The sequence below is a fragment of the Roseomonas sp. USHLN139 genome (genome assembly GCF_037145735.1).
Taxonomy (GTDB): domain Bacteria; phylum Pseudomonadota; class Alphaproteobacteria; order Acetobacterales; family Acetobacteraceae; genus Pseudoroseomonas.
The window spans coordinates 414326-439637 of record NZ_JBBCWY010000001.1; the positions used below are offsets into that span (position 1 = coordinate 414326).

23 protein-coding genes and 1 tRNA gene are annotated in these 25312 nt (G+C 71.4%); 14 read left to right on the forward strand and 10 right to left on the reverse strand.

What is annotated here, in order from left to right; genetic code table 11:
* Nucleotides 1-27: 27 nt before the first annotated feature.
* On the reverse strand, nucleotides 28-1257 hold the full coding sequence (locus WFI16_RS01935) for an MFS transporter (RefSeq protein WP_419896104.1): 1230 nt from the start codon (nucleotides 1255-1257) through the stop codon (nucleotides 28-30).
* Between the two features lie 117 nt (nucleotides 1258-1374).
* Here WFI16_RS01935 and WFI16_RS01940 point away from each other — a divergent pair, with 117 nt between their 5' ends.
* The 8 genes from WFI16_RS01940 to WFI16_RS01975 all read left to right on the forward strand — a co-directional run bounded on the left by WFI16_RS01940 (nucleotide 1375) and on the right by WFI16_RS01975 (nucleotide 9359).
* Nucleotides 1375-2178: an AraC family ligand binding domain-containing protein gene (locus WFI16_RS01940; protein ID WP_419896105.1), complete on the forward strand. Its 804-nt coding sequence runs from the start codon at nucleotides 1375-1377 to the stop codon at nucleotides 2176-2178.
* A gap of 58 nt (nucleotides 2179-2236) precedes the next feature.
* The gene (locus WFI16_RS01945) at nucleotides 2237-3607 is read left to right on the forward strand and encodes a hypothetical protein (RefSeq protein ID WP_419896106.1); all 1371 of its coding nucleotides are present in this window, start codon (nucleotides 2237-2239) and stop codon (nucleotides 3605-3607) included.
* A 6-nt stretch (nucleotides 3608-3613) separates the two neighbouring features.
* Entirely contained in the window at nucleotides 3614-4351 is a 738-nt protein-coding gene (locus WFI16_RS01950) for a 2OG-Fe dioxygenase family protein (protein ID WP_419896107.1), read from the forward strand.
* Between the two features lie 165 nt (nucleotides 4352-4516).
* Nucleotides 4517-5188, forward strand: a complete 672-nt coding sequence (locus tag WFI16_RS01955) for a 50S ribosomal protein L25/general stress protein Ctc (RefSeq protein ID WP_419896108.1) — start codon at nucleotides 4517-4519, stop codon at nucleotides 5186-5188.
* A 15-nt stretch (nucleotides 5189-5203) separates the two neighbouring features.
* Nucleotides 5204-5776, forward strand: a complete 573-nt coding sequence (gene pth, locus WFI16_RS01960; RefSeq protein ID WP_419896109.1) for an aminoacyl-tRNA hydrolase — start codon at nucleotides 5204-5206, stop codon at nucleotides 5774-5776.
* Between the two features lie 4 nt (nucleotides 5777-5780).
* The gene (locus WFI16_RS01965; RefSeq protein ID WP_419896110.1) at nucleotides 5781-6185 is read left to right on the forward strand and encodes a hypothetical protein; all 405 of its coding nucleotides are present in this window, start codon (nucleotides 5781-5783) and stop codon (nucleotides 6183-6185) included.
* A 112-nt stretch (nucleotides 6186-6297) separates the two neighbouring features.
* Complete coding sequence (gene ychF, locus WFI16_RS01970) at nucleotides 6298-7392, forward strand: redox-regulated ATPase YchF (RefSeq protein ID WP_419896111.1); 1095 nt, start codon at nucleotides 6298-6300, stop codon at nucleotides 7390-7392.
* Between the two features lie 149 nt (nucleotides 7393-7541).
* Nucleotides 7542-9359: an ATP-binding protein gene (locus WFI16_RS01975; RefSeq protein ID WP_419896112.1), complete on the forward strand. Its 1818-nt coding sequence runs from the start codon at nucleotides 7542-7544 to the stop codon at nucleotides 9357-9359.
* A 48-nt stretch (nucleotides 9360-9407) separates the two neighbouring features.
* Here WFI16_RS01975 and zigA read toward each other — a convergent pair whose 3' ends face one another.
* Complete coding sequence (gene zigA / locus WFI16_RS01980) at nucleotides 9408-10598, reverse strand: zinc metallochaperone GTPase ZigA (RefSeq protein ID WP_419896113.1); 1191 nt, start codon at nucleotides 10596-10598, stop codon at nucleotides 9408-9410.
* Nucleotides 10599-10611: 13 nt separating this feature from the next.
* Complete coding sequence (locus WFI16_RS01985) at nucleotides 10612-11199, reverse strand: DUF1826 domain-containing protein (protein WP_419896114.1); 588 nt, start codon at nucleotides 11197-11199, stop codon at nucleotides 10612-10614.
* A gap of 239 nt (nucleotides 11200-11438) precedes the next feature.
* Between WFI16_RS01985 and WFI16_RS01990 the strand changes: the two genes are divergently transcribed.
* The 3 genes from WFI16_RS01990 (at nucleotide 11439) to metW (ending at nucleotide 13587) form a co-directional block, all read left to right on the forward strand.
* Nucleotides 11439-12371 carry a ribose-phosphate pyrophosphokinase gene (locus tag WFI16_RS01990; RefSeq protein WP_076958585.1) on the forward strand — a complete coding sequence of 311 codons (933 nt, stop codon included), beginning with the start codon at nucleotides 11439-11441 and terminating at the stop codon, nucleotides 12369-12371.
* Nucleotides 12372-12387: 16 nt separating this feature from the next.
* On the forward strand, nucleotides 12388-12861 hold the full coding sequence (locus WFI16_RS01995; RefSeq protein WP_419896115.1) for a GNAT family N-acetyltransferase: 474 nt from the start codon (nucleotides 12388-12390) through the stop codon (nucleotides 12859-12861).
* A gap of 108 nt (nucleotides 12862-12969) precedes the next feature.
* Nucleotides 12970-13587, forward strand: a complete 618-nt coding sequence (gene metW, locus WFI16_RS02000) for a methionine biosynthesis protein MetW (RefSeq protein WP_419897135.1) — start codon at nucleotides 12970-12972, stop codon at nucleotides 13585-13587.
* Between the two features lie 40 nt (nucleotides 13588-13627).
* Here the strand turns inward: metW and WFI16_RS02005 are convergent, their stop codons facing one another.
* From WFI16_RS02005 to WFI16_RS02030, 6 genes are all read right to left on the reverse strand, one after another.
* Complete coding sequence (locus WFI16_RS02005; protein WP_419896116.1) at nucleotides 13628-14734, reverse strand: DSD1 family PLP-dependent enzyme; 1107 nt, start codon at nucleotides 14732-14734, stop codon at nucleotides 13628-13630.
* Nucleotides 14735-14868: 134 nt separating this feature from the next.
* On the reverse strand, nucleotides 14869-16281 hold the full coding sequence (gene pgmG, locus WFI16_RS02010) for a phosphoglucomutase/phosphomannomutase PgmG (RefSeq protein ID WP_419896117.1): 1413 nt from the start codon (nucleotides 16279-16281) through the stop codon (nucleotides 14869-14871).
* A gap of 19 nt (nucleotides 16282-16300) precedes the next feature.
* On the reverse strand, nucleotides 16301-17605 hold the full coding sequence (locus WFI16_RS02015) for a UDP-glucose dehydrogenase family protein (protein ID WP_419896118.1): 1305 nt from the start codon (nucleotides 17603-17605) through the stop codon (nucleotides 16301-16303).
* 13 nt (nucleotides 17606-17618) lie between these two features.
* Entirely contained in the window at nucleotides 17619-18488 is an 870-nt protein-coding gene (gene galU, locus WFI16_RS02020; protein WP_419896119.1) for a UTP--glucose-1-phosphate uridylyltransferase GalU, read from the reverse strand.
* A gap of 358 nt (nucleotides 18489-18846) precedes the next feature.
* Complete coding sequence (locus WFI16_RS02025) at nucleotides 18847-21108, reverse strand: NADP-dependent malic enzyme (RefSeq protein WP_419896120.1); 2262 nt, start codon at nucleotides 21106-21108, stop codon at nucleotides 18847-18849.
* Between the two features lie 90 nt (nucleotides 21109-21198).
* A tRNA-Leu gene (locus WFI16_RS02030) sits at nucleotides 21199-21281 on the reverse strand.
* A 113-nt stretch (nucleotides 21282-21394) separates the two neighbouring features.
* Between WFI16_RS02030 and lipB the strand changes: the two genes are divergently transcribed.
* A complete protein-coding gene (gene lipB / locus WFI16_RS02035) occupies nucleotides 21395-22114 on the forward strand; it encodes a lipoyl(octanoyl) transferase LipB (protein ID WP_419896121.1) in 720 nt (239 codons plus the stop codon).
* 21 nt (nucleotides 22115-22135) lie between these two features.
* Here lipB and WFI16_RS02040 read toward each other — a convergent pair whose 3' ends face one another.
* The gene (locus tag WFI16_RS02040) at nucleotides 22136-22285 is read right to left on the reverse strand and encodes a hypothetical protein (protein WP_419896122.1); all 150 of its coding nucleotides are present in this window, start codon (nucleotides 22283-22285) and stop codon (nucleotides 22136-22138) included.
* A gap of 261 nt (nucleotides 22286-22546) precedes the next feature.
* Between WFI16_RS02040 and WFI16_RS02045 the strand changes: the two genes are divergently transcribed.
* Both WFI16_RS02045 and WFI16_RS02050 read left to right on the forward strand, forming a co-directional pair.
* Nucleotides 22547-23626 carry an Ldh family oxidoreductase gene (locus tag WFI16_RS02045; RefSeq protein WP_419896123.1) on the forward strand — a complete coding sequence of 360 codons (1080 nt, stop codon included), beginning with the start codon at nucleotides 22547-22549 and terminating at the stop codon, nucleotides 23624-23626.
* 91 nt (nucleotides 23627-23717) lie between these two features.
* Nucleotides 23718-25271 carry a UxaA family hydrolase gene (locus WFI16_RS02050; protein ID WP_419896124.1) on the forward strand — a complete coding sequence of 518 codons (1554 nt, stop codon included), beginning with the start codon at nucleotides 23718-23720 and terminating at the stop codon, nucleotides 25269-25271.
* Nucleotides 25272-25312 lie beyond the last annotated feature (41 nt).

Consider the following 25312-nt stretch of genomic DNA (forward strand, 5'->3'; position numbering starts at 1 on the left):
CTGGCCTGCCCTTTTCTTCTTTCTTTCTTACTCCGCCGGCGCCGCCGCGTTCGTCGCCCAGAGTTCCGGCTTCAGTTCTTCCTGGCGGTCCGGGAAGAATAGGGCGCAGACCAGGGTGATGCCGCCGAAGCCGGCCAGCACCAGGATGGTCAGGGCCAGGTTGCCGGTCGCCTCGTGCAGCAGCCCGACCACGGGGGCGGCGGCTGCGGCGCCGAGGAAGCCCACGAAGAAGCGGATCGAGTAGAGCTTCACCCGCAGCGCGGGGGCGATGTAGCGCGCCGTCATGGTCTCGTTCACCGTGACCTGGCCGAAGATCGAGGCGGCGAGCAGCGCCGCGATCGGCAGCACCATCCAGCCCTGGGCGAAGGCCAGGGCCAGCATGGCGGGCACCTGCACCATGGCCATCGGCAGGAAGACCCGCTTCAGCGTGCTGCGGTCGATCATCCGGCCGACGGTGAACTGGGTCAGCCCGCCGCAGAGGGTCACCAGGAAGGCCAGCGTGCCGATCACCGGCAGCAGGTCGGGGCTGCCGGCCAGGCGCTCCTCCATCAGCTTGGGCAGCAGCAGGGTGAAGGCGTTGAACACCAGGCCGGAGGCGGCGGCGATGGAGAGCAGCACGACCACCGCGCGCTTCACCACGGCCGGCGGGATGGCGGGGAAGGGCCGGGCCGGGCCGCGCGCATTGGCCATGTCGATGGCCGGCTCGCGCCAGTAGAGCAGGCCCAGCGCCATGCAGGCGACGCCCGGCACCAGGAAGGCCCAGCGCCAGCCGAAGGAGATCGCCAGGGCCGCCGTCAGCACCGGCGCCAGCGCCACGCCGAAATTGCCGAAGACGCCGTTCAGCCCGACGGCGCGGCCGACCTTGTCGCCGGCGGCCTCGACCAGCATGGCGGTGCCGATCGGGTGGTAGATGGCGGCAAACGCCCCCATCCCCGCCAGCGCCGCCGCCAGCAGGAAGGGCGTCGTGGTCAGGCCGGCCAGCGCCATGCAGGCGCCGGTGCCGAAGAAGAAGCCCAGCATCAGGCTGCGGCGGCCGAGCTTCTCGGCCAGCCAGCCCATCGGCAGGGCGCCGACGCCATAGACCACGAACATGGCGGTGCCGAGCGCCATGATCGGCCCGTATTCGGCACCGAAGCGGGTCGGGTCCTGCTGCACCATGCCGAGCACGGCGGTGGCCAGGATCAGCAGGCTGAAATGGGTGATGCTGTGGGCCGCGTTGATGAAGGCGATCTGACGCGTCGCGGGATGCAGGGCCATGGGGGCGCTTCCGGTCGGGAACGAGGGTCGGACGGCCATTTCGCTTGCCGTCGCGTCAGCCGAGGTTATCCTGACCCGGAAACGACATCCGGCCAGATCATGTCGCCACCCGGCCAAATGCCGCCGCATCCGGTGCTGAACCTGCCGCAGGAGGCGGTGGACCGCCCGCTGGCCGGCTTCCGCCGCGACTATGCCGATGGCGAGGGCGCCGCCCGCCACGCGCACCGCCGCGCCCAGCTGATCTATGCCAGCCACGGGGTGATGCGGATCGCCACCGACACGGCCGCCTTCGTGGTGCCGCCCGGTCGCGGGCTCTGGGTGCCGGCCGGGCTGCCGCATGCGGTGGCGATGCAGGGCCGCGTCGCCATGCGCGCGCTGTTCCTGCGCGAGGATGCCGCCCGCGCCGGGCCGGGCGGCGTCACCGTGCTGGTCGTCTCGCCGCTGCTGCGCGAGCTGATCCTGGCCGCCTGCGACGAGCCGCCGGACTGGGACCCGCAGGGCCGCGGCGGCCCGCTGGCGGCGCTGATCCTGGACGAGATCGCCCGCGCCGACCGCCTGCCGCTCGGCGTGCCGCAGCCGCGCGACCCGCGGCTGCTGCGGCTGGTGGCCGCCCTGCAGGCGCGGCCGGCCAGCGACCTGACGCTGGAGGGCTGGGCGGCGACGGTCGGCGCCAGCGCCCGCACCCTGACCCGCCGCTTCCGTGCCGAGACGGGGATGAGCTTCGGCGCCTGGCGGCAGCACTGGCGGCTGGCCGAGGCGGCGGCGCTGCTGGCCCAGGGTGCGACGCCGGCGCGGGCGGCGGCGGCGGTGGGCTATGCCAGCGCCTCGGCCTTCGGCGCCGCCTTCCGCGCGGCCTTCGGCGGCACGCCGGGGGGGAAGGGCGGCCTTCGGCCGCGCCCCGCCCCGCCGCAGGACGGCTGAGCTTCTGCGGCCCGGCCCCTTTCCCGCGGCGGGGCCAGGCGCCATTGTCGGCGGCATCATGCTGCGTCTGCTGGGCCTTCTCCTGCTGCTGTCGCTGCCGGCCGCGGCCGCCGCCGCGTCGGACCCGCCGCGCGCGGCGCCGGTCGCTGTTCAGGCTGCCGCGGGCCCCGCTGCGGGCCATGCCGGGCCGGTGCAGGCGCTGGCCGTGCTGCCGCAGGGCGGCGTGGTCTCCGGCGGCGCCGACGGGCTCCTCTACCTCTGGTCGGCCGACCTGGCCGTCGCCCGGCCGCTCGCACCCGCCGCCACGGCGCCGGTGCTGGCGCTGGCCGCGCTGCCCTCCGGCGGCTTCGCCAGCGGCGGCCAGGATGGCGCGCTGAGCCTCTGGGGCGACCCGCCCGGCGACCATCCCGCCCTCCGCCTGGAGGAGCATGCCGGCCCGCTGGTCGCGCTGGCCGCGCAGGCGGGGCTGCTGCTGTCGGCCTCGGCCGATGGCACCGCCCGGCTGTGGCAGCCCGGCCAGCCGCCGCGCCGGCTGGAGGGCCATCGCGGCCCGGTCACCGGCGCCGCCTTCCGCGCCGACGGCCTGCCGGTGACGGCGGGGGGCGATGGCCAGCTCCTGGGCTGGCCGGCGGGGGAGGCGGGCGGCGTGGCGCGGCCGGTGCTGCTGGCCAGCTTCGGCGTGCCGCTCTCCGCCGTGCTCGGCCTGCCGGGCGGGCTGCTGGTGGTCGCCGGCACCGACGGGCTGCTGCGGCTGCTCGCCATGCCGACGGCGGCGCCGGCCGCCGCCGCCCTGGCCTCCACCGGCCGCCATGTCGAGGCCGGGCGCGGCCCGCTGGCGGGGCTGGCGGCCAGCGCCGATGGCAGCCTGCTGGCGGCGGCCGGACCGGGCGGCGGCCTGTCGGTCTGGAGCCTGCCGGAGGGGCGGCTGCGGCACAGCCTGGCCTCGGGCGGCGTCGCGGTCGGCAGCCTGGCCTTCAGCCCCGACGCGGCGCTGCTCTATGCCGGCGGCGCCGATGGCCGGCTGCGCGCCATCGATCTGCAGCGCGGCGTCGTGCTCGGCCCGGCGGCGGCTGCCGGCAGCCCGCGCCCGGCCCGGCCGGCGGCGATCGACATGGAGGGGGCGCGGGTGTTCCGCGGCTGCGGCGGCTGCCACAGCCTGTCCGCCCCGCCCTCCGGCGCGGCCGAGCTGAAGGCCGGCCCGCATCTCGGCAAGCTCTTCGGGCGGCCGGTGGCGGGGGTGGCGGGCTATGCCTATTCCGGGGCCCTGGCCCGCAGCCAGGGCATCTGGACGAAGCAGGCGCTGGCCGATCTGCTCACCGGGGGCGCCGAGGCGCCGCCGGTCGCGCATCCCGCCCCCGCCCCTGCGGTGGAGGAGGCGGAGGATCTGGCGGCCCTGCTGCGCTTCCTGGAACAGGCGACGAAGGACTGAGCCCTCATGGGGAATGACGCGCCGCGGCAAGCGCTGGTCGAGGAAACGGGCGCGGCCATCGCCGCCGCCGGCTATGCGTCGCTGCCGGCGGCGCAGGCCGCCACGCTGTTCGGCGCCACGCCCGGCGGCGCCGACTGGCAGGCCTTCGCCGCCAGCTGGGGCGCGCTGGAGCCGGACCGGCACATGGCCGATGGCGGGCGCTACCGGCTGCGCCGCCATGCCGTCTTCGCGCTGCGGGCCGGCGACCCGGCGCTGACCCGCGCGCCCGACCAGCCGCATTACCAGGCGCGCGTCTTCAACCAGCTCAATGGCGGCATCGAGCGCTGGTTCGCCCCGGTGACGCCGGAGGTCTCGGCCGGCCCGGCGCTGGCCGCCCTGCTGTCCGGCGCCCGCGCCGTCTTCGACCAGGTGGCGCCGGGCGCCGACTGGCATGTCGAGATGCACCAGTTCCGCATCCAGGCGCGGCCCGACGAGGCCGGCAAGCCGACGCCCGAGGGGATGCACCGCGACGGCGTCGACTATGTGCTGGTCGCCATGGTCGGGCGCGAGAACGTCGCCGGCGGCGTCACCGGCATCCGCGTCGACGGCCAGCCCGGCGAGCAGAGTTTCACGCTGGAGAACCCGATGGACAGCGTGCTGCTGGACGACCGGCGGGTCTGGCACGGCGTGACGCCGATCGCGCCGCTCGATCCGGCCCGGCCCGGCCATCGCGACGTGCTGGTGCTGACCTTCCGCAAGGCCTGAGCCGCCGCCGGAACGCTTGCTTCCGGCGCGGCGATGGCCTAGACCGCGCCCCGCGCTGGCACCCCTGGAGGCCGGCGTCATCGCGTTTGGGCATTCGCCTGGCGCGGATTTTGGCAGGCGCCCCGGCCACAGGCCGCGCGGGCGCCACAGCAAGCGGAGCTTAGCATGGTCCAGACCATTCGGATCGAGGCCGAGGCGCGCGAGCGGGCCGGTAAGGGGGCGGCGCGCGCGACCCGGCGTGATGGGCGCGTGCCCGCCGTCATTTACGGCGCGAAGCAGGAGGCTGTCCTCCTCTCGCTCGACCCGCGCGACGTCATGAAGGAAATGCACAAGGGCGGCTGGCAGTCGCACCTCTATGAGGTGGCGGTGGCCGGCGGCGCGACCGAGCGCTGCCTGATGCGCGAAGTGCAGTTCCACCCCGTCAAGGACACCCCCGTCCACGTCGACTTCCAGCGCCTCGCCGCCGGTCAGATGATCCGCGTGAAGGTGCCGGTGGTGTTCCTGAACGAGGAGACCGCGCCGGGCGTCAAGGAAGGCGGCGTCGTCAACATCGTCCGCCGCGACCTGGAAGTCCTGTCCGACCCGGATCAGGTGCCCGACCAGTTCGAGATCGACCTGGCCGCCGCCGTGATCGGCGACAGCCTGCGCTGGTCGAACGTCGTCGACCACAAGGGCACCAAGCCGGTGATCGTCGGCCGTGACTTCGTCGTCGCCACCATCGCGCCGCCGACGGTCGAGGAGGAGGTGATCATCGCCGCCCCGGTCGCCGCGCCGGACGCCAAGGGCAAGAAGGGCGGCAAGGCTGCCGCCCCGGCCGCCGCCGCGAAGAAGAAGTAAGCAGGGTTCGTCGCGGTGCTGCTCTGGGTCGGCCTCGGCAATCCCGAACCGGGCCAGGCGCGGCACCGCCACAACATCGGCTTCATGGCGCTCGACGCCATCGCGCGCCGCCACGGCTTCACGCCGTGGCGGCAACGTTTCAAGGGGCTGGTCTCGGAAGGCGTCATCGGCGGGCAGAAGCTGCTGCTGCTGAAGCCGCAGACCTACATGAACCTCTCCGGCGAGGCGGTGCAGCCGGCCGCCGCCTTCCACAAGATTCCGCTCGACGGCATTACCGCCTTCCATGACGAGCTCGACCTCGCCCCCGGCAAGATCCGGGTGAAGAAGGGCGGCGGTGCGGCCGGCCATAACGGGCTGCGCGACATGGACCGGCGCCTCGGCGCGCCCGACTACTGGCGCATCCGCCTCGGCATCGGCCATCCGGGGATGAAGGAAAAGGTCACCGGCCATGTGCTGGGCAATTTCGCCAAGGTGGACACCTGGCTGGAACCCATGCTGGATGCGGTGGCGGAGGCCGCGCCCCTGCTCGTCCGTGGCGAGCCGGAAGCCTTCATGACCCGCGTGGCCCTGCTGACCCAGGAGAGCTGAGACAATGGCGATGGAAGACGCGGCGGCCGATCTGGCGGCGGAATTCGGCGGCCCCGGCCCCGAGGACATGGCCAATGGCGCCGCCGCCCTGGCCGCGGCCCTGCTGTCCCAGGCGCATGTCCTGGCCGGCACCGCCGCGGCGCTGGAAGCCAGCGACACCGGGCACAAGGGCGCCATCGAATCGGCGGCCAACCGCGCGGCGCTGGCGCTGGCCATCGCCCAGGCGCTGTCCGAGGCGCCGCGCCAGGCGCGGCCCGGACTGATCGCAGCCGCGGCCAAGTCGCTGGATGTCTCGGTTTCGGCCGCCATCACCCAGATCCGCGCGGCGGCCCTGGCGCTGCCGACCGACGATGCCTCGGCGCGCATCTCGGCGGCGCAGCTGGCGGCCGAGATCGCGGCGGCGCTGTAGGAGCAAAGGCTGGGGGAATGAATTCCCCCAGACCCCCATCTTTTTTCTATTCATTAGGCCGTTCAGGGACCTGCGCCCGACCAGGCCAGCATAACCCTGAGAGAATGCAACAATGGGCTTCAATTGCGGGATCGTCGGGCTGCCGAACGTGGGCAAGTCCACCCTGTTCAACGCGCTGACCCAGACGGCCGCGGCCCAGGCGGCCAACTACCCCTTCTGCACCATCGAGCCGAATGTCGGCCGCGTCGCCGTGCCCGACCCGCGCCTGCAGGTCATCGCCCGGATCGGCAAGAGCCAGAAGATCGTCCCCACCAGCCTGGAATTCGTCGACATCGCCGGCCTGGTGCGCGGCGCCTCGCGCGGCGAGGGGCTGGGCAACCAGTTCCTGGCGAACATCCGCGAGACCGACGCCATCGTCCACGTCCTGCGCTGCTTCGAGGATGGCGACGTCACCCATGTCGAAGGCTCGGTCGACCCGATCCGCGACGCCGACACCATCGAGACCGAGCTGATGCTCGCCGACATGGACAGCCTGGAGAAGCGCCTGACCGGCCTGGTCAAGCGCGCCCGCAGCGGCGACAAGGAGGCGACCGGCCAGGCCGCGCTGATCGAGCCGATCCTGGCCGGGCTGCGCGACGGCAAGCCCGCCCGCTTCTCGATCCCGAAGGGCGAGGAGGAGGCGGTGCGCCGCCTGCAGCTGCTGACCAGCAAGCCCGTCCTCTATGTCTGCAACGTCGAAGAGGCGAATGCGGCGACCGGCAATGCGCACAGCGCCAAGGTGTTCGAGCGCGCCAAGGCCGAGGGCGCCAAGGCGGTCATCGTCTCCGCCGCCATCGAGGCCGAGATCAGCCAGATGGACGAGGCCGACCGCGGCGAGTTCCTGGAGGGCCTGGGCCTGGCCGATTCCGGCCTGGATCGCGTCATCGCCGCCGGCTACGGCCTGCTCGGCCTGATCACCTACTTCACGGTCGGCCCCAAGGAGGCCCGCGCCTGGACCATCATCCGGGGCATGAAGGGGCCGCAGGCCGCCGGCGTCATCCATGGCGATTTCGAGCGCGGCTTCATCGCCGCCGAGACCATTGCCTATGACGACTACGTGGCGCTGGGCGGCGAGCAGGGCGCCAAGGAAGCCGGCAAGATGCGCATCGAGGGCAAGGAGTACGTGGTCAAGGACGGCGACATCATGCTGTTCCGTTTCAACGTCTGATTGCTCGGCGGCGCGGCGCAGTTACTTCGCCGTGCCACTGACTTCGCGCTAGGGCTGCCGCAAGGCTCTTGGTAGAAGAGGGGCCCGGTCCGCAAAGGACCGGGCTTTTTCCTTCCCGGCCACCAGAGCCATTTCCCAGAACCATTTCCTTGCGTCTCGACCCTGCGACCCTCCTGCTGGTCAGCACCCTGCTCAGCCTGCTGCTCGGCGGCCTGTGGATCGGATTGTCGGTCGACCGGCACCGGATCGGCGGCCTGCGCGAATGGGGGCTGTCGCTGCTCTGCTTCGGCCTCGGCACCGCGCTGCTCGGGCTGCGCGGCACGCTGCCCGACCGGATCTCCATCGACCTCGGCAACCTGGTCATCCTGGCCGCCATCGGCCTGGGCTGGCAGGGCGCCCGCCGCTTCGACGGCCTGGCCGCGCCGCACTGGCCGCTGCTGCTGGGCGGCCTGCTCTGGCTCGGCCTGCGCCAGGTGCCGGGACTGGCCGACGCCGTCGAGATGCGGGTCATCATCATGTCAGTGCTGGTCTCGCCGCTGCTGCTCGGCACCGCCTGGACCTTCTGGCGCGGCCGCGCCGACAGCCTGGTCTATCGCGGCTTCCTCGGCCTGGCCTTCGCCCTGCAGGGCGGGCTGACCCTGCTGCGCATTCCCGCCGCCCTGCTGCAGGATGGCTGGCATCTCACCCCCAGCCTGCCCGATGCCGCCTTCCCCAAGGTCATCGTGCTGCAGTCGATGATGCACGGCATCGCCACCAGCTTCGTGCTGCTCGCCATGTTCCGCGAGCGCGGCGAGCGCCGGGCGCTGGCCGCCGCCGCCGCCGCGCGTGAGGCCGCCGAGCAGGCCAGCCAGGCCAAGTCCCGCTTCCTGGCCCGCATGAGCCACGAGCTGCGCACGCCGCTGAACGGCGTGCTCGGCCTGTCGCAGCTGCTGGCCGCGCGTCCCGACCTGACGGCCGAGGCGCAGAGCCAGATCGCCGTCATCCACCGCGCCGGCCAGCATCTGCTGGCGCTGGTCAATGACGCGCTCGACCTGGCCCAGGTCGAGGCCGGCCGCCTGACCCTCTCGGCCGCGCCGGTGCCGCTGCGCGCCCTGGTCGATGGCGCCATCGCCCTGGTGCAGCCCGAGGCCGCCCGCAGGCGCCTGGCGCTGCGCGTCGACAGCGCCCCCGACACGCCGGCCGCGGTGCTGGGCGATGCCCGCCGGCTGCGCCAGGTGCTGCTGAACCTGCTGGGCAATGCGGTGAAGTTCACCCCCGCCGGCGGCACCGTGCAGCTGCGCCTGGCGCCGCTGCCCGGCCAGGGCCTGCGCCTCGAGGTGATCGACACCGGCCCGGGCATCCCCGCCGGCCAGCGCGCCCGGCTGTTCCAGGATTTCTCCCGCCTGCCGCAGGACCGCCCGCATGGCGAGACCGAAGGCACCGGCCTCGGCCTGGCGATCTCCGCCGGCCTGGTGCAGGCCATGGGCGGCCGCATCGGCGTCGCCGCCGGTCCCGGCGACAGCGGCAGCCGCTTCTGGGTCGAGGTGCCGCTGCCCGAGGCCGTCCTGCCGCCGCCCGCGCCGGTCCCCGCCGCCGCCGCCCGCCCGGTGACGCCGCGCCGCGTGCTGGTGGTCGACGATGTCGCGGTGAACCGCCTGGTCGCCCAGGCCCTGCTGGAGGCCGATGGCCACGCCGTGCTGCTGGCCGACAGCGGCGAGGCGGCGCTGGCCCTGCTGGAGGCCGGCGCCCAGGTCGAGGTGGTGCTGCTCGACCTGCAGATGCCCGGCCTGGACGGGCCGGAGACCGCCCGCCGCCTGCGCGCCCTGCCGCGCGCCGGCGCGCCGCTGGGCATCATCGCGGTCAGCGCCGCGGGCATGGCGGAACGCGCCGCCTCCCTGGCGGCGGGCATCCATGCCCATCTGCCGAAGCCGATCGACCGCCTGGCGCTGGCGGCGGCGCTGGCGGCATTGCCGGAAGCGGCGGAGTAGGGCGGGCGAGGGGGCCGTGTCCGTCGCGGCCTGCCGCCCTCCTGCCCTTTACGGCCCCCACTTCTGGAACGGGTCCTCCAGCCGCCGCCAGCCCTTCTCCCCCAGCGCCATTTCCGTCGCCGTCAGCAGGCAGGCCTCCAGCCCCGCGCGGAGCGCTGCCTCGTCGAGCTCGATGCCGATGAAGACCAGCTCCTGGCGGCGGTCGCCATGCGGCTCCTGCCAGTTGGCCTTGACCGCGGCGCGCCAGGCGGGGTCGGCGGGCCAGTCCTCCGGGGATGTCGCGGCCCACCAGTGGCCGGCGGGCTCGTGGCGGCCGATGCGGCCGGCGAGCTGCCAGCTGCCCGCCCAGCCCATCCGGCTGGCCAGCCAGAAGAAGCCCTTGGCGCGCAGCACGCCGGGCAGGTCGCTCTCGATGAAGGCCTTGAAGCGCGCCGGGTGCAGCGGGCGGCGGGCGCGCCAGACGAAGTGGCGGATGCCGAACTCTTCCGATTCGGGGAGGTGGTCGTGGCTGAGCGCCTGCGACCAGCCGGCCGCCTGGCTGGCCGCCGCGAAGTCGAAGCGGCCGGTGCCGAGCAGGCGTTCGATCGGCACCCGGCCCTGCTCGGCCAGGATCAGCTCGGCCTTCGGGTTCAACCCGCGCAGCAGCGCCAGCAGCCGGTGCCGGTCGTCGGCATCGATCAGGTCCAGCTTGTTGACGACGAGGCAGTCGGCGAACTCGACCTGCTCGACCAGGAGGTCGACCAGCAGGCGGCGGTCCTCGGGGCCGGCGGTCTCGCCCAGGCTCTCCAGGCTTGTCGCGCTGGCATAGCCGGCGAGGAAGGCGCCGGCATCGACCACGGTGACCATGCTGTCCAGCCGCGCGACATCGGCCAGCGAATGCCCCTGCTCGTCGCGGAAGTCGAAGGTGGCGGCGACCGGCATCGGCTCGGCGATGCCGGTGCTCTCGATCAGCAGCGCGTCGAAGCGGCCCTCGGCGGCCAGCCGCGCCACCTCCTGCATCAGGTCCTCGCGCAGCGTGCAGCAGATGCAGCCATTGGTCATCTCGACCAGTTTCTCCTCGGTGCGCGACAGGCGGCCGCCCTGCTCGACCAGCGCGGCATCGATGTTCACTTCCGACATGTCGTTGACGATGACGGCGACGCGCCGGCCCTCGCGATTGGCCAGGACGTGGTTCAGCAGCGTCGTCTTGCCGGCGCCAAGAAAGCCGGACAGCACGGTGACGGGCAGGAGCTTGCTCATGGGGCAGGGATCCTCAGGGGAGCGTCTCGAGGCGCAGCAGCAGGCGGGGCGGGCTGCCGGGCGAGGCGGACAGGGCAGGGGAGGGCGGCGGGCGCAGCTTCCAGGCGCCGCGCAGCAGCAGCACGCTGCCGGTCGCGGCCTGGCGGATCTCGGCGCCGGTGGCCTCCGGTGGGCCAGGGGCCAGCCATTGCGTCGCCGGGCCGCGATAGGTGCAGAGCAGGGTCAGCCCCGGCCCGCTGTCGCGGAATGCCGGGGCGGGCTCGGGGCAGGGGGCCTCCAGCCGGGCGCGCAGCTGCGGCCGGCCGGCGAATCCGGCGAGCAGCAGCGCCAGCCCGCCGAGCTCGGCCAGCCAGGCCTGCGGCAGCGGCGCCTGGGCGAGCAGCGAATCGAGCAGGGCGGTGGGTTCGCCCTCGGCTTCCAGGCGGGCGCCGGCCTGCAGCATTTCTCGCGCGCCGCGACGCAAGGGTGCGGGCAGCGGGCGGTCCCACAGCAGCAGCCCGACCTCGGGGCGCAGGAATTCGCCCAGCACGGCCGAATCGCGCCCGGCGACCACGCTGCGCCGCGGCAGGGAGACCCAGGAGGCTTCGCTGAACAGGCTCATAGGAAAGTAATAGTATAACATAACAGAACGGGCAAGCGGTGCCGCCTGGCCTCCCTGGCCCCGGAAAAGCCCCCCGGGCCACCCGGCGCAGCCCCGAATCGCAAGCCTCGCATGGCCTTGCGCTGCCTCGGCGATGGACATGGGACCGTCACGTTGCTACCACCCGCCCGTCCCTCGCCGGGCCTGACTTGCGCCCCGCCTTTGCGCCAGGGTCCCGCTGCCCGGAGATGCCTCGCCCCATGAAAATCGTCGCCTGCAACAGCAACCGCCCGCTCGCCGAGGCGGTCGCCGCCGCGCTGAACCTGCCGCTCACCCAGGCCTCCATCCGGCGCTTCGCCGATATGGAAGTCTTCGTGGAGATCCATGAGAACGTCCGCGGCGAGGACGTCTTCGTGGTGCAGAGCACCAGCTACCCGGCGAACGACAACCTGATGGAGCTGCTGATCACGCTGGACGCGCTGCGCCGCTCCAGCGCCAAGCGCATCACGGCGGTCATTCCCTATTTCGGCTATGCCCGGCAGGACCGTAAGTCCGGCAGCCGCACGCCGATCAGCGCCAAGCTGGTGGCCAACCTGATCACCGAGGCCGGCGCCGACCGCGTCCTGACGCTGGACCTGCATGCCGGCCAGATCCAGGGCTTCTTCGACATCCCGGTCGACAACCTCTTCGCCGCGCCGCTCTTCGCGCGCGACATCCTGGAGCAGTACAAGGGCCGCGACCTGATGGTCGTCTCCCCCGATGTCGGCGGCGTCGTCCGCGCCCGCGCCATCGCCGCCCGGCTGCACACCGACCTGGCCATCATCGACAAGCGCCGCCCGCGCGCCGGCGTCTCCGAGGTGATGAACGTCATCGGCGACGTGGAAGGCCGCGACTGCATCCTGGTCGACGACATCGTCGATTCGGGCGGCACCCTGTGCAACGCCGCGGAAGCCCTGCTGAAGAACGGCGCCAAGTCGGCCTCGGTCTATGTCACGCACGGCGTCTTCTCCGGCGGCGCGGTCGCCCGCATCGGCGCCGCGCCGATCGAGCGCATGGTGGTCACCGACAGCATCCAGGCGACCGAGGCGGTGCGCGTCTCCTCCAACATCCGGCAGCTGACCATCGCGCCGCTGCTGGCCGAGGCGATCCGCCGCATCACCGAGGAAAGCTCGGTCTCCAGCCTGTTCAACTGAGAAGGGGCGCGGCGCGATGGAGCTGATCCTGCGCGCCGCGACCGCGGCTGACCGCGAGGCCCTGGTCGAGCAGTTCCAGGGCCTCAACCGGCATGAGGCCGGGATCACCGGCGACCGCCTGGGCGACCGCGAGACGGCCATCGCCTCGCTCGAGGTGGCCGAGGCCAGGGTCGCCCGCAGCCAGGGCCATGCCCTGGTCGCCGAGCGGGAGGGCGCCGTCCTCGGCCACTGCTTCCTGACCTTCGAGCGCCACCCGCCCTATGTCACCGAGCGCGACTACGCCTATGTCGCCGAGCTCTACGTCCGGCCCGAGGCGCGCAGCCTCGGCATCGGCACCGCCCTGCTGGCCGAGGCCGAGCGCCTCTCCCGCGCCCGCGGCATGAAGCGGATGCTGATCGGCGTGGTGGTCGGCAATGACCGCGCCCAGGCCGCCTATCAGCGCTTCGGCTTCTCCCCCTATACCACCGAGCTGATCAAGCCGCTGGGCTGAGGCTGGCGCCGCGGCGCTGGCAGCGGTAACCATCCGCCCATCCCGCTGAGGTCAGGAGCCGCGCCCTTGCCCGACACCCCGGAACCGGTGCGCTACGTCGCCAAGAACATGCGCCTCGACCTGCGGCTGATCGCCGGGATGATCACCCCCGGCGCCCGCGTCCTCGACATCGGCTGCGGCGATGGCGCGCTGCTCGACCACCTGACCCGGGAGAAGCGCGCCGACGCCCGCGGCATCGAGATCGACATGGCCCAGGCCACCGCCGCGGTGGCCCAGGGCCTGGCGGTCATCCATGGCGACGCCGACAACGACCTGGCCTTCTACCCCGACGACGCCTTCGACTTCGTCGTGCTCTCCCGCACCATCCACGCCGTCGAGAAGCCGCGCGAGGTGCTGCGCCAGATGCTGCGCATCGGCCGCCACGCGGTCATCTCCTTCCCGAATTTCGGCCATTGGGAAGTGCGGCTGAAGCTGGTGCTGACCGGGCGGATGCCGATGACCGAGACCTGGGGACGGCCCTGGTACGAGACGCCCAACATCCACCCCTGCACCATCCTGGACTTCGTCGACCTCTGCGAGCGCGACGGCTACGCGATCGAGCAATGGCTGGCGGTCGACGAGAAGGGCGCGCGGGCGCCGTGGAAGAAGTCGGTCAGGCTGGCGAACTTCTTCGGGGAGCAGGCGCTGTTCCTGCTGAAGAAGAAGGATCAGGGGCTCCGCCCCTGAAACCCCGCCGGGGGCATTGAATGCCCCCGGACCCCCACATTCAGGCCATCGCGCCGCGGGCGGCGATGGGCCACAGACACTCCACGCGACCACCCCGCACGCCGACGAACCAGTCGTAGCGGTCGATCGTCGGGTCGCAATGGCCAGGGACCAGGCGCAGCTTCTCGCCCAACGCGGGTGCGGCGCCGTCTTCCACCCGCAGGTTGCCGTGCTCGTCGGAGGCGCCGACATAGCGCAGGCCGGGGCGCTGCCAGGGCCTGGCGAAGCCGCTGTCGGTGGGCAGCGCCTTGTGGCCGGCATCCAGCACGGCGAAATCGGCGCGCGGCCGGCTCATCACCTGGGCCAGCACGAAGAGCGCGTGGCGGAAGGGCGGCGCCTCCTCGTTCGCGGCATAATCGGCATCCATGAAGGCATAGGAGCCGGCCTGGATCTCGTTGTAGACGCCGCTGGCCGCCTCATGCCGGAAGGTGCCGGTGCCGGCACCGCCGATGATGGCGCAGTCCAGCCCCTGCTGGCGCAGCTGCTCCACCGTGCGCCGGGTCTGCTCGATGGCGCCGGCGATGGCCTCCGCCCGGCCGGCGGGGGTGCGGATATGCTGGGCGCTGCCGTGATAGGCCTGCAGCCCGCCAAAGATCAGATGCGGGCTGGCTGCGATGCGCTGGGCGAGCGCCACCGCCTCCGGCCCCGGTGGCACGCCGCAGCGGCCGGCGCCGACATCGATCTCCACCAGCACGGTCATGCGCAGGCCGGCGGCCTCGGCGGCCTGCTCGATCAGCGCGACGGCCTCATGGTTGTCGGCGCAGAGCGCCACCTTGCTGAGTCGCGACAGCGCGGCCAGGCGGGCTAGCTTGCGGGGCGAAACCACCTCGTTGCTGACCAGGATATCGGTGACGCCGCCCCAGGCCAGCGCCTCGGCCTCGGCGACCTTCTGCACGCATTGGCCGACGGCGCCGCGGCGCATCTGCTGCAGCGCCACGATCGGCGATTTGTGGGTCTTGGCATGGGCGCGGAGCTTCGTGCCCGTGGGCGCCAGGAAGCCGGCCATGGCGTCCAGATTGGCCTCGAAGGCGTCGAGGTCGAGGATCAGGGCCGGGGTATCGACCTCATCCTCGCGCATGCCGGGTTCGGCAGGGGGACGTTGCAGCATGGGAGGGGCCTCGCGCAAAGAAGCAAAGGCTAGCCCTGCTGCGCGCTGCCGACCACCCGCCCTTGAAGGCGGGGTCCGGGGGGATACCATCCCCCCGGCGGGGGTCCAGGGGGCAGAGCCCCCTGGCCTTGGCTTCAGTGCCCGGCGTTCTCGCCCGAGAAATCCGGTGCGGCCAGGCCCGAGGCCTCGACCTGCGCCGCAATATCCTTCTTCAGCCGCTCAAGCCCTTCCTCGGTCTTGGCCTCGGCGCGGGCCACCAGCACCGCCTGGGTGTTGGAGGCGCGCAGCAGCCACCAGCCATCCTCGGTCAGCACGCGGACGCCGTCGACGTCGTTGACCTTGGCGCCGGCCTTGGCCAGGCGTTCCTTGACCTCGGTGATGACGCCGAACTTGCGCTCGTCGGGGCAGTCGAAGCGCAGCTCCGGCGTGTTCAGCACCTGCGGCAGGCCGGCGCGCATCTCGGCCAGCGACTGGTCGGCGCGGGCGACGATGCCCAGCAGGCGGATCGCGCCGTAGAGCGCGTCGTCGAAGCCGTACCACTTGTCGGCGAAGAAGATATGGCCCGACATCTCGCCCGAGAGCGGCGCCTTGGTCTCGGCCATCTTCGCCTTGATCAGCGAATGCCCGGTCTTCCACATCAGCGGCGTGCCGCCGGCCTTGGCGACCTCGTCGAACAGCACCTGGCTGGCCTTGACGTCGGCGATGATGGTGCCGCCCGGATGCGCCTTCAGCACGTCGCGGGCCAGGACCACCAGCAGCTGGTCGCCGAACAGCATGTTGCCTTCGCCGTCGACCGCGCCGATGCGGTCGGCGTCGCCGTCGAAGGCGATGCCGAGGTCGGCGCCCTGCTTCTTCACCTCGGCGATGATCTGCGCCAGGTTCTTCAGCACGGTCGGGTCGGGGTGGTGCGCCGGGAAGGTGCCGTCGATCTCGCCGTTGATCACGGTATGCTCGCCGGGCAGCTTGGCGACCATGCGCTTGGTGACCTCGGCGCCCGAGCCATTGCCCGGATCCCAGACCACCTTCAGCGCGCGCTCGCCGCCGTCATAATCCTTCAGCAGGCGGGCCAGGTAGGCGTCGGCGACATCGACCTTGGTCGAGCTGCCCGAGGCTTCCGGCACCACGTCGCCGGCCTCGGCCATGCGGCCGATCTCCTGGATCTGCTGGCCGAAGAACGGCTTCTTGCCCAGCATCATCTTGAAGCCGTTGTAGTCCGGCGGGTTGTGACTGCCGGTGACCATGGCGGCGCCGTCGGCGCCCAGCTCATAGGCCGCGAAATACAGCATCGGCGTCGGGCCGCAGCCGATCCGCGCGACCTCGAGGCCGCAGGCGACCAGGCCGGCGACCAGCTGCGCCTCGAGCTCCGGCGAGGAGAGGCGGCCGTCATAGCCGACCGCGACCTTCTTGCCGCCCTGGCGGACGACGATGCTGCCGAAGCAGCGGCCGATGGCGAAGGCATCCGCCCCGGAGAGGGTTTTGCCGACGATGCCGCGGATATCGTATTCGCGCAGCGAGGTCGGGTGGAACGCGTGGTGGAAAGCAGACATCCAGTGTTCCTTTGGGAAATCAGGGGCGGCCGATGGAGGAATAGTCGAAGCCGGCCTCGCGCATCGCCTCGGGATCCCAGACGTTGCGCAGGTCGCAGACGACCTTGCCGGCCATGGCGGCGCGGAGCTTCTCGGGGGAGAGGGCGCGGAACTCGTTCCACTCGGTGATCAGCACCAGGGCGTCGGCGTCCCTGGCCGCGTCGAGCGCGCTGTCGGCCCAGTGCACGCCGCCCGGCAGCGATGGCTTGGCGTGGCTCGGCTGCGGGTCATAGGCGCGGACCGTGGCGCCGGCGGCGATCAGCGCCGGCAGGATGACCAGCGACGGCGCATCGCGCATGTCGTCGGTCTCCGGCTTGAAGGTGACGCCGAGCACGGCGATGGTCTTGCCGCCGACCGAGCCGCCGCAGGCGGCGATGACGCGCTCGGCCATCTGCGCCTTGCGCGCCTCGTTAGCGGCGATGGTCTGCTCGACGATGGTGGCCGGCGCGCCGAGCTCTTGCGCGGTGCGGGCCAGGGCCAGGGTGTCCTTCGGGAAGCAGGAGCCGCCATAGCCCGGGCCGGCATGCAGGAATTTCCTGCCGATGCGTCCGTCGAGCCCCATGCCGCGGGCCACGTCATGGACGTTGGCGCCCGCCTTCTCGCAGAGGTCGGCCATCTGGTTGATGAAGGTGATCTTCACCGCCAGGAAGGCGTTCGCCGCGTACTTGATCAGCTCGGCGGTCTCGATGGCGGTGGCCACGACCGGGGTCTCGATCAGGTAGAGCGGGCGATAGAGCTTCTTCAGCACCGTCAGCGCGCGGTCGGAATCGACGCCGACGACGACGCGGTCCGGCCGCATGAAGTCGCCGATGGCATTGCCCTCGCGCAGGAATTCCGGGTTCGAGGCGACCTCGATCTCCAGGTCCGGCCGCGCCTTGCGGACGATTTCCTTCACTTTGCGCCCGGTGCCGACGGGAACGGTCGACTTCGTCACCAGCACGATCGGGCCCTCGGCCGCCAGCGCCACCTGCTCGGCGGCGGCGAAGACATAGGACAGGTCGGCATGGCCGTCGCCGCGCCGGGTCGGCGTGCCGACAGCCAGGAAGACGGCCTCGGCGCCGCGGACGGCTTCCTTCAGGTCGGTGGTAAAGGTCAGCCGGCCATCGGCGACATTCTCGGCGACGAGCTTGTCGAGGCCGGGCTCATAGATGGGGATGCGGCCCTCGCGCAGCGCCTCGATCTTGCTGATCTCGGTATCGACCACGCAGACATCGGTGCCGAACTCGGCGAAGCAGGCTCCGGAGACCAGGCCGACATAGCCGGCCCCGATCATGGCGATGCGCATCGGGCCGCGTCCCTCAGACGTATTTCGGCAGGAAGTCGTGCACCGCCTGGGCCAGATCCGGGCGCTGCAGCGCGAAGGCGATCTGCGCCTCGAGATAGCCGATCTTGTCGCCGCAATCGAAGCGCCGGCCCTCGTAGCGCAGGCCGTGGAAGGGCTGGGTGCCGATCAGCTTGGCCATGGCATCGGTCAGCTGCACCTCGCCGCCGGCGCCCTTTTCCATCATCGCCAGGAAGGGCAGCACCTCCGGCATCAGCACGTAGCGGCCGATGACGGTCAGGTTGGAGGGGGCGACCTCGGGCTTCGGCTTCTCGACCAGGCCCTTGACCGAGACCAGCCGGCCCTTGTCCTCGGCCACGTCCAGCACGCCATACTTGTTGACGCGCTCCATCGGGACTTCCTCGATGGCCACGACATTGCCGCCGGTCTCGTAATAGGCCTCGGCCAGCTGCTGGGTGCAGGAGGTCTTGCACAGCATCAGGTCGTCGGGCAGCAGGATGGCGAAGGGGTCGTCGCCGATGAAGGAGCGGGCGCACCAGATGGCGTGGCCGAGGCCCATCGGCACCTGCTGGCGGACCGTGGTGATGCTGCCCGGCAGCTGCGACTGGCGGCGCAGGTCTTCCAGCACCTCCTGCTTGCCGCGCTCCTCGAGGGTGCGCTCCAGCTCGTAGGCGACGTCGAAATGCTCGACGATGGCGGTCTTGCCGCGGCCGGTGACGAAGCAGAACTGGTCGATGCCGGCGGCGCGCGCCTCTTCCACCGCATACTGGATCAGCGGCTTGTCGACGACCGGCAGCATCTCCTTCGCCAGCGCCTTGGTCGCGGGCAGGAACCGCGTACCCAGACCGGCAACGGGCAGCACGGCCTTCTTCAGGGGTTTGGTCACAGGGCAGGTCCTCCTGGCTAAGGTCGCGCCATCCCAGCATGGGGAAGCGGCGGAATCATGGCTGCTGCGCAGAATTGCCACGGCGTTAACACGGCGGCAATTCGCCGTTCCGCGCCAAAACGATGAACTTCGCCCGAGCAGAAGCTTGTCCGCAGTGCTTGGTTGCGCGAAGGCCTGAAAAAACCAGGGGATAACGCGCGCGGCGGGCAAAAGATCAGCGGTGTCGAAAACATTGCCGCGCGGATCGCGCGTCGATTCTGCGGCCCGCGAGCAGGATGATCCCCGAAAGCCTGGCTTCCGGGGATCATTGCTTCATTTGGGCTTAACCTAGTTTAAGTTCAGCCTCCTTCGACAGGGTTCAGGCCTGGGCCGAGGCCAGTGCCGTCAGGTTGGCGATGCCGCGCGCGGTGACGCTCGGCACCAGGACATGGATCGGCTTGGCCATGCCCAGCAGGATCGGGCCGAGCTGCAGGCCATCCGCCGCCGCCTTGACCAGGTTGTAGGCGATGTTCGCCGCGTCGAGATTCGGCATGACCAGCAGATTGGCCGATTCGGTCAGCGGGCTGTCATGCACCGCCTTGTCGCGGATCGCCGGCACCAGCGCCGCATCGGCATGCATCTCGCCATCCACCTCGAGATCGGGGGCGGCGGCCTGGATCAGCTTCAGCGCCTCGCGCATCTTCCGCGCCGAGGGGGCCTGGCTGGCCCCGAAGGAGGAATGCGACAGCAGCCCGACCTTGGGGGTCATGCCGAAGGCGCGCACCTGCTCGGCCGCCAGCAGCGTCATCTCCGCCACCTGCTCGGCGGTCGGATCGACCAGCAGATGGGTGTCGACGAAGAACAGCGTCCCCGCCGGCAGGATCACGCCGGTCAGCGCATAGACCCGGCTGGCCGAGGGATGCTTGCCGATGACGTCATAGGCCTGGTGCCAGGTGCGCATCCACTCGCCCTGGCCGCCGACCAGCGCGGCATCGACCTGGCCGGCTTCCAGCAGCAGGGCGGCGGCGACGCTGGGGCGGGTGCGGACGAAGCGCTCGCAGGCATCCGGCGGCACGCCGCGGCGCCCCACCTTGCCGCGGTAGATCTCCACCAGCGGCGCGAAGAGGGCATGGTCCTCGGTCGGGTCGACCACCCGGACGCTCTCGGAGAGGTCCATGCGCAGGCCCATGGCGCGCACCTTGGCCTCGATCACCGCGCGGCGGCCGACGAGGACCGGCTCGGCCATGCCGTCATCCAGCACGGTCTGCACGGCGCGCAGCACGCGCTCATCCTCGCCCTCGCCATAGGCCACGCGCTTCGGCGCCTTGCGGGCGGCATGGATCACCGGGCGCATCAGGTCGCCGGAGCGGTAGACGAAGCGCTCCAGCGTCTCGCGATAGGCCGGGAAATCGGTGATCGGCCGGGCGGCGACGCCGGAATCCATGGCGGCGCGGGCGACGGCCGGGGCGATCTCCAGGATCAGCCGCGGGTCGAAGGGCTTCGGGATGATGTAGTCGGGCCCGAAGACCGGCGCCTGGCCGCCATAGGCCGCGGCCACCACCTCGGAGGCCTCGACGCGGGCGAGGCGGGCGATCGCCTCGACGGCGGCGACCTTCATCTCCTCGTTGATCGTGGTCGCCCCGGCATCGAGGGCGCCGCGGAAGATGAAGGGGAAGCAGAGGACGTTGTTGACCTGGTTCGGATAGTCCGAGCGGCCGGTGGCGACGATCGCGTCCGGCCGGGCGGCGCGCACCGCCTCGGGCAGGATTTCCGGTTCCGGATTGGCGAGCGCCAGCACCAGCGGCTTCGGCGCCAGCAGCGGCAGCCATTCCGGCTTCAGCACGCGCGGCGCCGAGAGGCCGAGGAAGACATCGGCGCCGGGCAGGGCGTCGGCGAGCGTCCGCTGCTCGGTCTCGCGGGCGTAGCGGTCCTTGTAGGGGTCCATCAGCTCGTTGCGGCCGATATAGACGACGCCCTTGATGTCGGTGACCGTGATGTTCTCGCGCTTCGCGCCCATCGCCACCAGCAGGTCGAGGCAGGCCAGCGCCGCGGCGCCGCCGCCGGAGGTGACGATCTTCGCCTCGGCCAGCGCCTTGCCCTGCACCAGCAGCCCGTTGCGCACGGCGGCGGCGACGATGATGGCGGTGCCGTGCTGGTCGTCATGGAAGACCGGGATCTTCATCCGCTCGCGCAGCGTCTGCTCGATGATGAAGCACTCGGGGGCCTTGATGTCCTCGAGGTTGATCGCCCCGAAGGAGGGCTCGAGCACCGCGACCGCGTCGATGAATTTCTGGGGGTCGCGCTCCTCGACCTCGAGGTCGATGGAGTCGATGCCGGCGAACTTCTTGAAGAGGACCGCCTTGCCTTCCATCACCGGCTTCGAGGCCAGGGCGCCGATGGCGCCGAGGCCGAGCACGGCGGTGCCATTGGTGATCACTGCGACCATGTTGCCGCGGGTGGTCATCTCATAGGCGGCGCGGGGGTCCTCGGCGATCGCCTCGCAGGCGGCGGCGACACCGGGGGAATAGGCCAGGGCCAGGTCGCGCTGGGTCGCCATCCGCTTGGTGGCTTCGACGCTCAGCTTCCCGGGGCGGGGCAGCCGGTGATAGTCGAGCGCGGCTTTGCGAAAATCCTCGTCCATTGGCACCTCCGTGCCCCGGACGATGACGGAGCCGGCGGCGGGCCACAAGGGACCTGGACCGGATGGCAAGCGGGGCGATTAGGGGAAATATGCGGCCAAGAAGATTCGAACTTCCACGGGGTTGCCCCCACCAGCACCTCAAGCTGACGCGTCTACCATTCCGCCATGGCCGCACAATGGTAATGTATCGACAGGGACGGGCGTATAGCGAAGGAATGCCCGGTCGGCAACGCCCCGCGGCAAACTTCCGGTGGATATTTCGCCGGGATGTGGCATCTCCGCCGGCATGACGACCGAGATCCCGCTGGCCGCCGCCCTCGCCGCCGGGGCGGAACCGCCCGCCCTGCCGCCCGCCTCGCCCTTGGAATGGCGGGTGGAGGAGGGGCTGACCGACTATCCCGCCGCGCTCGGCGCCATGCAGGCGCGGGTCGCCGCGATCCGCGCCGGCACCGCGCCCGAGCAGGTCTGGCTGGTCGAGCACCCGCCCAGCTACACCGCCGGCACCTCGGCCAGCCCGGCCGACCTGGTCGATCCGCGCTTCCCCGTCTATGCGGCGGGACGCGGCGGGCAATGGACCTATCACGGTCCCGGCCAGCGCACCGGCTATGTCCTGCTCGACCTGCAGCGGCCGCATGGCCGCGTGCCGGCGCGCGACATCCGCGCTTATGTCGAGGGGCTGGAGGAGTGGATGATCCGCACCCTCGACCGCTTCAACGTCAAGGGCGAGCGGCGGGCGGGCAGGGTCGGCATCTGGGTGGCCGAGGGCGGCGGGCGCGAGAGCAAGATCGGCGCCATCGGCGTGCGGGTGACGCGCTGGGTCAGCTGGCACGGCATCGCGCTGAACGTCGAGCCGGAGCTGTCGCATTTCGCCGGCATCGTGCCCTGCGGCATCCGCCAGCATGGCGTGACCAGCCTCTGGGCGCTGGGCGTCACCGCCACCATGGCGGAGGTCGACATCGCGCTGCGCGCCTGCTGGGACGAGGTCTTCGGCGAGACGGTGGCCTGACGGCGCGGCGCGGCGGCCGGATCAGCCGTGCAGCAGCAGCCAGCCGATGACAGCGAGGCCGGTCCAGCTGGCGGCGAGAAGGCCCAGCAGCCCGGCCCAGTTGATGTCGCGGCCCGGATTGGCGAGGGCCGGACCGGGCAGTCTCGGGGTGTAAAGCGGCGAGGCGCTCATCCTGGACTTCCTTGGACCTGAAGGGGCAGGGCCAGCCTAGCGGCGCGATCGTCAAAATAATGAGAATTGCCGCGGCATTTCGATCCTCTTCGTCAAGTCGGCGTGGGGATCGGTCTCGTTATCCGGCCGCCGGGCCGGCCGGACCTGCTTCCGCCTGATGCGTTGCGACCCCCCAGGCCTCGTGCGATCATCCTACCTGTCCAAGAAACAGGAGATGTCCATGCCCCGCCTTGCCGCCCTCCCTCCGCGAGGCCGCACGGCATGAGCGCCGCCCCGCTGCCCGCCGAGGGCCCGGCCCTGCCGCGCTACGACCCCGCCGCGCTGCGGCAGGCCGGTGCCGCGATCTTCGTGGCGCAGGGGGTGCCGGCGGACAAGGCCGCGGTGATGGCCGAGGTGCTGGTCGAATCCGACCTGATGGGCCACATCACCCATGGCCTCGGCCTGATGCCGAAATACCTGGACGACCTGGCCGCCGGCCGCATGGCGACCGAGGGCGAGCCCGAGGTGGTCAGCGACCGCGGCGCCTGCCTGACCTGGAACGGCCGCGGCCTGCCCGGCGGCTGGCTGACCATGAAGGCGCTGGAGATCGGCATCGCCCGCGCCCGGCAGCACGGCACCGCCAGCATCGCCATCGGCAACAGCCACCATATCGGCTGCCTGGCGGTCTATCCGGCCCGCGCCGCCGCGCAGGGCATGATGTGCATCCTGCACAGCAGCGCCCCCGGCACCGCCAGCGTCGCCCCCTTCGGCGCGCGCCAGGGCGTGCTCGCCCCGGACCCGGTCTCGGCCGGCTTCCCGACCGGCGGCGTGCCGGTGGTGACCGATATCAGCGCCTCGATCACCACCAACAATATGAGCCTGCGGCTGATCGCCCAGGGCGGCCGCTTCCCGCAGAAATGGCTGCTCGACGCCGAGGGCACGCCCACCGACGACCCGGCCGCCATCACCCAGGGCGGCACCATCCTGCCCGCCGGCGGCATCGACCACGGCCAGAAGGGCTATGGCTGGGCGCTGATGACCGAGGCGCTGACCCAGGGCCTGGCCGGCTACGGCCGCGTCGAGAAGCCGGCCGGCATGATCGCCGGCGTCTTCCTGCAGGTGATCGACCCGGAGGCCTTCGCCGGGCTCGACGCCTTCACCCGGCAGACCGGGCACACCGCCGCCGCCTGCCGCGCCGCGGCGCCGCGGCCGGGGCTGCCGCCCGTCAGGCTGCCGGGAGAGAAGGGGCTGAAGCACCGGGACCAGGCCCTGAAGGAGGGCGTCGCCCTCGCCGCCGGGATCATGGAGGCGCTGAAGCCGATCGCCGCCAAGGCCGGCGTCACGCTGCCGGAGCCGATCTAGAAGTAAACAAGAAAGCGGCGGGGGGAGGTATCCCCCCGCTCCCCCTTCTATTTTCGTTAATTAAGAAAAGATCCAAGGAAGTTGCGGGAACATGTCGATCATCGATCTCTCGGCGAAGCGGCTGAACGGGCCCGTCATCCGCCTGCACCCGAATGACAACGTCGTCGTCGCCCGCATCCCGATCGAGGCCGGCACCTCCATCCCCGGCGAGAACATGCTGGCGCGCGAGGCGGTCACGCCCGGCTACAAGCTGGCCACCCGCTACCTGCGCAAGGGCGAGCCGATCCTGAAATACAACGTGACCATCGGCTTCGCGGCGGAAGACACCCCCGCCGGCACGATGATGCACGGCCACAACATCACCTTCACCGAATTCGACCGCGACTATGCCATCGGCGCCGACTACCAGCCGCTGGCCATGGTGCCGGAGGCCGAGCGCGCCACCTTCCAGGGCATCGTCCGCGAGGACGGAAGGGTGGCCACGCGCAACTACATCGGCATCGTCTCGACGGTGAACTGCTCGGCCACCGTGGTGCAGTCGATCTCCGACCACTTCAATGCCGAGCGCATGGCCGAATTCCCCAACGTGGATGGCGTCGCCGCCTTCACCCACCAGACCGGCTGCGGCATGGAGCTCTCGGGCGAGCCGATGCAGCTGCTGCGCCGGACCCTGGCCGGCTATATCCGCCATCCGAACATCTATGGCGTCATCGTCATCGGCCTGGGCTGCGAGCGCAACCAGATCGACGGGCTGATCAAGGAGCAGGGGCTGCAGGCCGGGCCGAAGCTGCGGCATTTCGCCATGCAGGATATCGGCGGCACGCGGAAGAGCATCGATGCCGGCATCGCCATGGTGCGCGAGATGCTGGCCGAGGCCAACCAGGTGACGCGCCAGCCGGTCTCGGCCAGCCATATCAGCGTCGGCCTGCAATGCGGCGGCTCGGACGGTTTCTCGTCGATCACGGCGAACCCGGCACTGGGCCATGCAATGGACATCCTGACCCGGCATGGCGGCACCGCCATCCTGTCGGAGACGCCGGAGATCTATGGCGTCGAGCACACCCTGACCCGCCGCGCCGTCAGCCAGGAAGTGGCCGAGAAGCTGATCGAGCGCATCCGCTGGTGGAAGGACGACTATGCGCTGGGCCGCGACACGCAGATCAACGGCGTGGTTAGCCCGGGCAACCAGGCCGGCGGGCTGGCGAACATCTTCGAGAAGTCGCTGGGCTCGTCGATGAAGGGCGGCACCGGGCCGCTGATGGAAGTCTATAAATACGCCGAGCCGGTGACGACCAAGGGCTTCGTCTTCATGGACAGCCCGGGCTTCGACCCGGTCTCGGCGACGGGGCAGATCGCGGGTGGGGCCAATGTGGTGTGCTTCACCACGGGGCGCGGCTCGATGTTCGGCTGCAAGCCGGTGCCTTCGGTGAAGCTGGCGACCAACACACCGATGTATCGCCGGCTGGAGGAGGACATGGACATCAATTGCGGCGAGATCCTGGACGGGACCGCGTCGCTGCAGGAGATGGGCCAGAAGATCTTCGAGCACATCCTGCGCGTGGCCTCGGGCGAGCCGACGAAGAGCGAGGAACTCGGCCTCGGCCGCCACGAGTTCGCGCCCTGGATCATCGGCATCACTGGCTGATCGAAGGCGGGGTCCGGGGGGATACTATCCCCCCGGCGGGG

Bases quoted from the DNA above. Each gene is read 5' to 3' on its own strand.
- WFI16_RS01935 (WP_419896104.1), bottom strand. From the start codon at position 1,257: ATGGCCCTGCATCCCGCGACGCGTCAGATCGCCTTCATCAACGCGGCC.
- WFI16_RS02045 (WP_419896123.1), top strand. From the start codon at position 22,547: ATGAGCGCCGCCCCGCTGCCCGCCGAGGGCCCGGCCCTGCCGCGCTAC.
- WFI16_RS02040 (WP_419896122.1), bottom strand. From the start codon at position 22,285: ATGAGCGCCTCGCCGCTTTACACCCCGAGACTGCCCGGTCCGGCCCTC.
- WFI16_RS01955 (WP_419896108.1), top strand. From the start codon at position 4,517: ATGGTCCAGACCATTCGGATCGAGGCCGAGGCGCGCGAGCGGGCCGGT.
- pgmG (WP_419896117.1), bottom strand. From the start codon at position 16,281: ATGTCTGCTTTCCACCACGCGTTCCACCCGACCTCGCTGCGCGAATAC.
- WFI16_RS01940 (WP_419896105.1), top strand. From the start codon at position 1,375: ATGCCGCCGCATCCGGTGCTGAACCTGCCGCAGGAGGCGGTGGACCGC.
- zigA (WP_419896113.1), bottom strand. From the start codon at position 10,598: ATGAGCAAGCTCCTGCCCGTCACCGTGCTGTCCGGCTTTCTTGGCGCC.
- WFI16_RS02015 (WP_419896118.1), bottom strand. From the start codon at position 17,605: ATGCGCATCGCCATGATCGGGGCCGGCTATGTCGGCCTGGTCTCCGGA.
- WFI16_RS02005 (WP_419896116.1), bottom strand. From the start codon at position 14,734: ATGCTGCAACGTCCCCCTGCCGAACCCGGCATGCGCGAGGATGAGGTC.
- lipB (WP_419896121.1), top strand. From the start codon at position 21,395: ATGACGACCGAGATCCCGCTGGCCGCCGCCCTCGCCGCCGGGGCGGAA.
- WFI16_RS02050 (WP_419896124.1), top strand. From the start codon at position 23,718: ATGTCGATCATCGATCTCTCGGCGAAGCGGCTGAACGGGCCCGTCATC.
- WFI16_RS01995 (WP_419896115.1), top strand. From the start codon at position 12,388: ATGGAGCTGATCCTGCGCGCCGCGACCGCGGCTGACCGCGAGGCCCTG.
- WFI16_RS01950 (WP_419896107.1), top strand. From the start codon at position 3,614: ATGGGGAATGACGCGCCGCGGCAAGCGCTGGTCGAGGAAACGGGCGCG.
- WFI16_RS01985 (WP_419896114.1), bottom strand. From the start codon at position 11,199: ATGAGCCTGTTCAGCGAAGCCTCCTGGGTCTCCCTGCCGCGGCGCAGC.
- ychF (WP_419896111.1), top strand. From the start codon at position 6,298: ATGGGCTTCAATTGCGGGATCGTCGGGCTGCCGAACGTGGGCAAGTCC.
- metW (WP_419897135.1), top strand. From the start codon at position 12,970: ATGCGCCTCGACCTGCGGCTGATCGCCGGGATGATCACCCCCGGCGCC.
- WFI16_RS01945 (WP_419896106.1), top strand. From the start codon at position 2,237: ATGCTGCGTCTGCTGGGCCTTCTCCTGCTGCTGTCGCTGCCGGCCGCG.
- WFI16_RS01990 (WP_076958585.1), top strand. From the start codon at position 11,439: ATGAAAATCGTCGCCTGCAACAGCAACCGCCCGCTCGCCGAGGCGGTC.
- WFI16_RS02025 (WP_419896120.1), bottom strand. From the start codon at position 21,108: ATGGACGAGGATTTTCGCAAAGCCGCGCTCGACTATCACCGGCTGCCC.
- WFI16_RS01965 (WP_419896110.1), top strand. From the start codon at position 5,781: ATGGCGATGGAAGACGCGGCGGCCGATCTGGCGGCGGAATTCGGCGGC.